This window comes from Novosphingobium sp. B 225 (genome assembly GCF_002198665.1).
Classification (GTDB): Bacteria; Pseudomonadota; Alphaproteobacteria; order Sphingomonadales; family Sphingomonadaceae; genus Novosphingobium.
The window spans coordinates 100415-107389 of the sequence record NZ_MWLM01000029.1 but is presented as its reverse complement, the minus strand read 5'-3'; the positions used below and the strand labels follow the sequence as shown (position 1 = coordinate 107389).

Sequence of the window (6975 nt, the reverse complement as noted above, 5' to 3'; positions counted from 1 at the left end):
GCTGGGGAGGCCGGTGCGGTGGGCGAGGGCGGGGTCGCTGAAACGGCTGAAGCGGGGCTGGAATTCAAGGCGCTTGGACAGTGTCAACCGTGTCAACCGGGCCTGCGGCTCTCCCATGCCGGGGCGGAACAGGCAGCGCCACATTCGCCCGCGCGGCTTGACGCGGCCCCAGCGCCGGTCATGATGGCCGCAACGAACAAGGCTAAGAACAACGCTACGAACAACAAGGGGAACGTGGATGCTCGATACTCTGGCGCCGGTGCTGGGACTGTTGGGGCTGATCGGCTTTGCCGGGCTGGCCGGGATCAGGAACCCGGTGGACAAGGCGCGCCCCGGCGCAGGGGTGCGGCTGCTGGGGCTGCTGGGTCTGGCGGGGCTTGCGGGGATCTGGATCCCCGGCGCGGGCGCGGCCGGCGCGGCGGGGGCGCTGGGGCTGTGGAACCATCAGGATCCCAGGCTGGCACGCTGGGGCAAGGCCGGCTGGCTGTTCCTGGCCGGGGTGCCCTATCTGGCGCGCTGGGCCATGGGCTGAACCGCGCCCTCTTCCCCAACCGCCCCCGGCTGGTGTAGGCCGGGCGAATGAGTGAGGAAGAGGAACAGATCCGCTGGCAAGGCCGCTTCATCGTCGCCAAGACGCGGGGCAAGTGGGAATATGTCAGCCGCGCCCGGGGGATCCGCGCGGCAGTGATCCTGGCGGTGGACGCGGCGGACCACGTGCTGCTGGTCGAACAGTTCCGGGTGCCGCTGGGCATCGCCATGATCGAACTGCCCGCCGGCCTGATCGGCGACGGCGACGGCAACGGCGATGAAGACCCCACCGCAGCGGCAGTGCGCGAGCTGGAGGAAGAGACCGGCTATACCGCGGCGCGGATGGAGATTGTGGGCGAATTCTATTCATCGCCCGGCATGGTCACCGAGAGCTTCACCCTGCTGCGCGCCCACGGCCTGACACAGATCGGCCCCGGCGGAGGGGTGGACGGCGAGGACATCACCGTCCATCGTGTGCCGCTGGGCGAGATCGAACACTTTATCGCCGCAGCACGGGACCGGGGGCTGGGCATCGACGTCCGCCTGCTGACCCTGCTGGGGCCACGACTGTTGGGAGGGAATTGAAATGGCAGGACGGGTAGCAGGCAAGAAGGCACTGATCACCGGCGCAGCGCAGGGCCTTGGCGCGGCGCAGGCAGCGATGCTGGCGGCAGAGGGCGCGCAGGTCGTGCTGGCTGACATCAACATCGCCGGAGCCGAAGCGCAGGCCGCCGCGATCAACGCCGCGCGCGGCGCGGGCACGGCCTATGCGGTCAAGCTGGACGTGACGCAGGAAGCGGACTGGATCGCCGCGATCGATGCGGTGCGCGATGCGCTGGGCGGGCTATCAGTGCTGGTCAACAACGCCGGGGTCGGGGTGCGCGGCAACATCGAGACCTGCACCCTGGCCGATTGGCAGCGCGGCTTTGCGATCAACGTCGATTCGGTGTTCCTCGGCTGCCAAAAGGCTCTGCCCTTGATGAAGGACACCCAGCCCGGATCGATCATCAACATCTCCAGCATCGCCGGGCTGATCGCCAGCGATACCATGCCCGGCTACAACGCCAGCAAGGCCGCGGTCTGGATGCTGTCGAAGTCAGTCGCGCTGTACTGCGCCAAGATGGGCTGGGACATCCGCAGCAACTCGGTCCACCCGACCTTCATCGACACGCCGATCCTCGATGGCATGGTGGTCAGCACCGGCAAGGCCAAGGAAGTGATCATGGACAAACTGGCGCGCCAGATCCCGTTGAAGCGCGTCGGCCACCCGGACGACATCGCCGCCGGGGTACTCTATCTCGCCAGCGACGAAAGCCGCTTCATGACCGGCGCCGAGCTGAAACTCGACGGCGGCATCTCGGCGATGTAAGCAGGAACCGATGGGGGATCAGGATACCCGGCAGAAGGTGCGCCAATACCGCGTGACCTCGTTCGATGTGGCCGCCGAAGCCGGTGTCAGCCAGTCAACCGTGTCGCGCGCGCTGGCCGGGGATCCGGTGGTGAGCGAGGCGACCCGGCTGCGCGTCTCGGAAGCGGCACGGCGGCTCAACTACTTCGTGGACGAGAATGCCGCCCGCCTGCGCACCGGCAAGACCGGGACCCTGGCCGTGGTGGTGGTGTGCCGCCCCGGTGAGGACCGGAAAGACCTCAACCCGTTTCACTCGGCCCTGCTCGCCTCGCTGTGCGGCGCGGCTTCGCTGCGCGGGTATGAAACGCTGGTCAGCTTTCAGGACGGACCAGAGAACTTCAACGGCCGCTATCAGGAGCAGCGCAAGGCCGACGGTCTGGCAGTGATCGGGACGACCGAGAACTATTCGGCCTGGGATTACTTCCGGGGGCTGGGCCAGGGCGGAATGCACTGGGTTTGCTGGGGCGCGCCGTTTGACGATGTCGCCTGGGTCCGGTCAGACAACCATGGCGGCGGGCGGCTGGCAACGGCTCACCTGATCGAGCAGGGCTTTCAGCAGATCGTCTGCATCGGCAGCGAAACCTCGCCCCAGCGCCAGTTCCGCGAACGCTATGAAGGCTATGCTCAGCAGATGCGCGAAGCCGGGCTGGAACCGGTGCTGGTGCCGATCGAGAAAGGTCTGGGCCGGGAAGAACAGGGCCGCCGCGCGGTGGCCATGCTGATCGAACAGGGGGTGAAGTTCGACGCGCTGTTCGCCGTCTGCGATCCGGTGGCGCTGGGCGCGCTGGACGAACTGCATGCTCGCGGCCTGTCGGTGCCGGGGCAAGTCGGGCTGGTCGGCTTTGACGGGATCCGCGCCGGGGTGTTCTCCTCTCCCGCGCTCACCTCGGTGGAACCCGATTTCCGCGTCGCGGGTGAGATGATGGTCGACAAGCTGCTGGCCGAAATCGCTGGCGGCACCAGCGAGGCCCGCCGGGTGCCGGTGCAACTGGTGGTGCGGGACAGTTCGCGGCGGGAATAGTCGCGCATGATGGTGCGGAAATGTATTTCCTACATTTCATTGCGCTGTTATGGTTCGATTCATTGTTTCAGATTACCGATACGGTTAGTTTTCGCCAGTCTCGCTCCTTTTCGGATTATCTGTTCCAGCCCGCACCGTTCTGAAAACTGACTCTGGAAAATTGGCCGGGGCGCGGAGCGAGCGGATCCGACAAAGGTTCGATTGTCTGAAACATTCATGTATGCGAACAACTCTCCAGGCGAATCTCGAGAGGACCGATCACCGATGCCCCAGATCAAGACCACCCATGTCGGCAGCCTGCCGCGCGGCGACGAACTGACCCCGCTGCTGCTCGCGCGGGATGCGGGCGAGGCCTATGACGCCGAAGCGTTTGACCGGGTGGTCAGCGCGGCGGTGGACGAAGGGGTGCGTCAACAGGTCGCTGCCGGAGTCAGCGTGGTCAGCGATGGCGAACTCGGCAAGGTCGGCTATTCGACCTACATGATCGAGCGGCTGTCCGGCTTTGGCGGGCACACCGATCGCCGCCCCGCCGCCGATCTTGCCGAAGTGCCGCAACTCGCCAAGAAGCTGTCGGCGATCATGGGCAGCCAGGAATTCGTCCGCGCGAGCTGCATCGGCGACATCAAGCTGGTCACCCTGCAGCCGCTGCACGACGACATCCGCCGGTTCAAGGCTGCGCTGGACAAGCATGCCGCGCCCGGCACCGAAGCCTTCATGAACGCCGCCTCGCCCGGGCTGATCACCGCCTTTCAGGTCAACCGCCACTACCCCAGCCACGAGGCCTATCTCGCCGCGCTGGTCGACGCCATGCGTGAGGAATACGAGACGATCGTCAACGCGGGGTTCTACCTCCAGCTTGATTGCCCTGATCTGGCGATGAGCCGCCACACCGGCTATCAGGACGCGAGCGAGGAGGAGTTTCTGCGGATCGCCGCCGCCAATGTCGAGGCGCTCAACGCCGCCACCGCCAACATCCCGCCTGAACGGATGCGGATGCACGTGTGCTGGGGCAATTACGAAGGGCCGCACGATCACGACATCCCGCTCGACCGGGTGATCGACATCGTGATCGGGGCCCGCCCGGCCACCGTGCTGTTCGAAGGGGCCAACCCCCGCCACGAACACGAATGGACCGTGTGGCGCGACGCCAAGCTGCCGGACTGGAAAGTGCTCGCCCCCGGTATGATCGACACCTGTTCCAACTATGTCGAACATCCCGAACTGATCGCCCAGCGGATCGAACGCTTCGCCGGGATCGTTGGCGCGGACCGTGTGGTGGCCAGCACCGACTGCGGGTTCGGGACGTTCGCGGGCTATGGCAAGATCGATCCGATCGTTACCTGGCGCAAGCTGCGCAACCTGCGCGAAGGGGCAGACATCGCGGGGGCCCGCCTGTGACCGCAGACGAACGCCGCGCGATCGAGGCGGACTGTGCCCGGCTGATCGCGCTCTATGCCAACCTTAACGATGCCGGACGCTGGGACGAGGTTGCCGCGCTCTATACCGAAGACGGCACCATGACCCGCCCGACCGCGCCCGACGCTCCCTTGCTGGGGCGCGCGGCGATTCTGGCCGCCTTCAAGAGCCGCCCGCCGCGCAAGACCCGCCATGTCTGTTCGAACGTGGTGATCGAAGTGCTGTCCCCTGCAGAAGCCAAAGGCGAAAGCGCGATGATCCTGCTCCAGCCCGATGCCGCGCCGCTAGCAGGCTCGTTCCACGACCGCTTCGTCCTCACCCCCGAGGGTTGGCGCTTTGCCGAGCGGCGCGGCAGTCTCGCCTGGTGAACGCGCCCGCCGCCTCGAACAGCGTCAAGTCGGCGCTGCGCACGCTCGATATCATCGAATTCGTGGTGGCGCACCCGCAAGGGCCGATTGCGCAGGACATTGCCGCCGCGCTCGACATTCCCGTGTCCAGCACTTCCTACTTGCTGGGTACGCTGGCCGAGCGGGGCTATCTTGTGCGCGATGGGCGGCGCTATCGCCCCGGACCCGGGCTGGCACGGCTGACCGTGCCAGAGGCGGCGCTGACCCTGGCGAACCGGGTTGAACCGCTGGTCAAAGTGCTGCGCAGCGAGCTGGACGAGACTGCCAGCTTCATGGTCCGCACCGGCTGGGAGGTTGAGGCGCTGGTGACCGAAGCGAGCGGGCAGGCGCTGCGCTATGCGATCGAGCCAGGCCACCGCAAGCCGCTCCACAGCCTGGCTGCCGGCAAGGCGATCCTCGCCATGTTGCCCGAGGCCGAGCTGGCACGCTACTTCGCGGAAGTCCCGCGTGAGCGCCACACCCGCCACACCGTGATCGAGGAAGCACCCTTGCGCGAGGCGCTGGCCGAGATCCGCCGGACCGGCCTGGCCGAAGCGCACGAAGAGAACACGCTGGGCATCTGCGGGCTGGCTGCACCGGCCTGGCTGAACGGCGAGGCTGTGGGGGCCTTCGCGATTGCTGTGCCCGAAGTGCGGTTCAATCCGAAGCTCGCCGCCAAGGCCCGCGCCGCGCTGACGCGGGCGGCGCAGGCACTGGCGGGCTGACTACTTCTGCGTCCGCCACCCTTCGGCATAAGAGTCGCGCGCCACTTCTGAATAGGGCACCGCGGCGACCACAGCCTTGATCTCGGTCTGGACGTGCGGCTCCACGGTGGGCTTGGTGGTGCCGCCATTCGGCTCACCCCACAGCAGGCTGACCTCGGTCCCCGGCTCGGCGAACCCGGCATCCATCATGGCAAGGGTCAGGAACTTGCCCTCGTTGGCGGTATAGCCGATCCAGGTGGAAAGGCCGCACAGCTTGCCGTCTGACAGCACCTGATCGAACGGGTGCATGGCATAGACCGCGCTGGGGTACTCCATGAACTTGGCCCGCTCACCCTTTGACAAGGCCGAGCTCTGCACCCGCATCACATCCTCGTTGTCGAGCGCCAATGTAACCTTGGTGCGGTGGTTGCCCGCCGCAGCCATCTTCTCAAGCGCGGCGCGGCCGATGAAGTCATGGTCGAACTTGACGAAGGGGCCATAGCCCAGGTCCCACGGCGTGGTGTAGTAACCCTCGATGCTGTCCGGCACCCACGATCCGCCGACCGAGCACTTGGCCTCATACGAATTGGCGCTGAGCCATTCGCGGTAGGGCTTCAGCTCTTCCCCGGTGTAAATCGCCGGGAAGGGCGAGGGGATCCAGCCCGATTCCAGCGTGTTGGAGCTGTAGGCCCGGCCGCCGACCAGCGCGAGGCCAAGGTCCTTGCCCGCCTCGACCAGCGCGGCATGAACCGCGCCGTAATCTTCCCACGGGCCCATCAGTTCGAACCCGGGCTGCCCGGCCATGCCGTGGCGCAGCGCCCGCACGGCCTTGCCGGCAATGGTCATGCGGCACATGTGGAAGAACTTCAGGTCAGGCGGGGTCTGGCCAAGCGCTTTTTCCATGATCGCCATGGCGTTGGGGCCCTGGATCTGGAAGCGGTAGTTGTTGCGGCGCCCGTCGCTGCGCATCGCCCAGCGCTCGTCGCGCTCAACCGTTACGTTCCAGTTGCCGCTGGCAGCGTGGTATTCCACCCATTCGATCACCGGGGCACGGCCGACCAGGTTGAACTCGTTTTCATCAAGGTAGAACAGGATCACGTCACCGATCACGTGGCCATAGGGGGTGACGGGTACGAACTGCTTGGCGCGGTCCGGCTGGAAGTTCTTGAAAGTATTGACCCCCAGGTATTCCAGCATCTTGAACGCGTCCGGCCCGCGCACCGCCAGATCGACCATGTGGTACGACTGGTTATAGAGCACCGCACTGTGCGCCCATGCCCATTGTTCCAGCCGCCAGTTGGAATACTCCGCCGGGACACCGGGATAAACATTGGGGCCAACCTGCTGGTTGCGGACCATGTCCACCAGATTGCCGGCACCGGCCAGCAGCGATTCGAGGCTTTGAGCGCCCATCAGCGGATCCTTTCACACGTTTCGGCGCCTGTGATTGCGCCCTTGCCACGGCCTTTGCCATAGTTTCGCGTGCTTGAAAAGTTCGCGTCTGTGAAAAAG

General features: G+C 66.0%; 8 protein-coding genes. 7 read left to right on the top strand and 1 reads right to left on the bottom strand.

All coding sequences use genetic code 11. From position 1 onward, the window contains the following. Window positions 1-238 precede the first annotated feature (238 nt). The 7 genes from MNBBLIKP_RS04045 (at window position 239) to MNBBLIKP_RS04020 (ending at window position 5484) form a co-directional block, all read left to right on the top strand. Window positions 239-532: a hypothetical protein gene (locus tag MNBBLIKP_RS04045; RefSeq protein WP_088307719.1), complete on the top strand. Its 294-nt coding sequence runs from the start codon at window positions 239-241 to the stop codon at window positions 530-532. 47 nt (window positions 533-579) lie between these two features. Next, entirely contained in the window at window positions 580-1113 is a 534-nt protein-coding gene (locus MNBBLIKP_RS04040; protein ID WP_088307717.1) for an NUDIX hydrolase, read from the top strand. A gap of 1 nt (window position 1114) precedes the next feature. After that, the gene (locus MNBBLIKP_RS04035) at window positions 1115-1897 is read left to right on the top strand and encodes an SDR family oxidoreductase (protein WP_088307715.1); all 783 of its coding nucleotides are present in this window, start codon (window positions 1115-1117) and stop codon (window positions 1895-1897) included. Window positions 1898-1907: 10 nt separating this feature from the next. Then, the gene (locus MNBBLIKP_RS04030; RefSeq protein ID WP_176399642.1) at window positions 1908-2957 is read left to right on the top strand and encodes a LacI family DNA-binding transcriptional regulator; all 1050 of its coding nucleotides are present in this window, start codon (window positions 1908-1910) and stop codon (window positions 2955-2957) included. A gap of 264 nt (window positions 2958-3221) precedes the next feature. Beyond that, complete coding sequence (locus MNBBLIKP_RS18225) at window positions 3222-4355, top strand: cobalamin-independent methionine synthase II family protein (protein ID WP_254912905.1); 1134 nt, start codon at window positions 3222-3224, stop codon at window positions 4353-4355. Beyond that, complete coding sequence (locus tag MNBBLIKP_RS18220; protein ID WP_254912904.1) at window positions 4352-4741, top strand: nuclear transport factor 2 family protein; 390 nt, start codon at window positions 4352-4354, stop codon at window positions 4739-4741. The genes MNBBLIKP_RS18225 and MNBBLIKP_RS18220 overlap by 4 nt, the downstream gene beginning before the upstream one ends. Next, the gene (locus MNBBLIKP_RS04020) at window positions 4738-5484 is read left to right on the top strand and encodes an IclR family transcriptional regulator (protein WP_088307711.1); all 747 of its coding nucleotides are present in this window, start codon (window positions 4738-4740) and stop codon (window positions 5482-5484) included. The genes MNBBLIKP_RS18220 and MNBBLIKP_RS04020 overlap by 4 nt, the downstream gene beginning before the upstream one ends. Here the strand turns inward: MNBBLIKP_RS04020 and desA are convergent, their stop codons facing one another. Next, on the bottom strand, window positions 5485-6876 hold the full coding sequence (gene desA / locus MNBBLIKP_RS04015) for a syringate O-demethylase (RefSeq protein ID WP_088307709.1): 1392 nt from the start codon (window positions 6874-6876) through the stop codon (window positions 5485-5487). Window positions 6877-6975 lie beyond the last annotated feature (99 nt).

Bases quoted from the DNA above. Each gene is read 5' to 3' on its own strand.
- MNBBLIKP_RS04045 (WP_088307719.1), top strand. From the start codon at position 239: ATGCTCGATACTCTGGCGCCGGTGCTGGGACTGTTGGGGCTGATCGGC.
- MNBBLIKP_RS04040 (WP_088307717.1), top strand. From the start codon at position 580: ATGAGTGAGGAAGAGGAACAGATCCGCTGGCAAGGCCGCTTCATCGTC.
- MNBBLIKP_RS04035 (WP_088307715.1), top strand. From the start codon at position 1,115: ATGGCAGGACGGGTAGCAGGCAAGAAGGCACTGATCACCGGCGCAGCG.
- MNBBLIKP_RS04030 (WP_176399642.1), top strand. From the start codon at position 1,908: ATGGGGGATCAGGATACCCGGCAGAAGGTGCGCCAATACCGCGTGACC.
- MNBBLIKP_RS18225 (WP_254912905.1), top strand. From the start codon at position 3,222: ATGCCCCAGATCAAGACCACCCATGTCGGCAGCCTGCCGCGCGGCGAC.
- desA (WP_088307709.1), bottom strand. From the start codon at position 6,876: ATGGGCGCTCAAAGCCTCGAATCGCTGCTGGCCGGTGCCGGCAATCTG.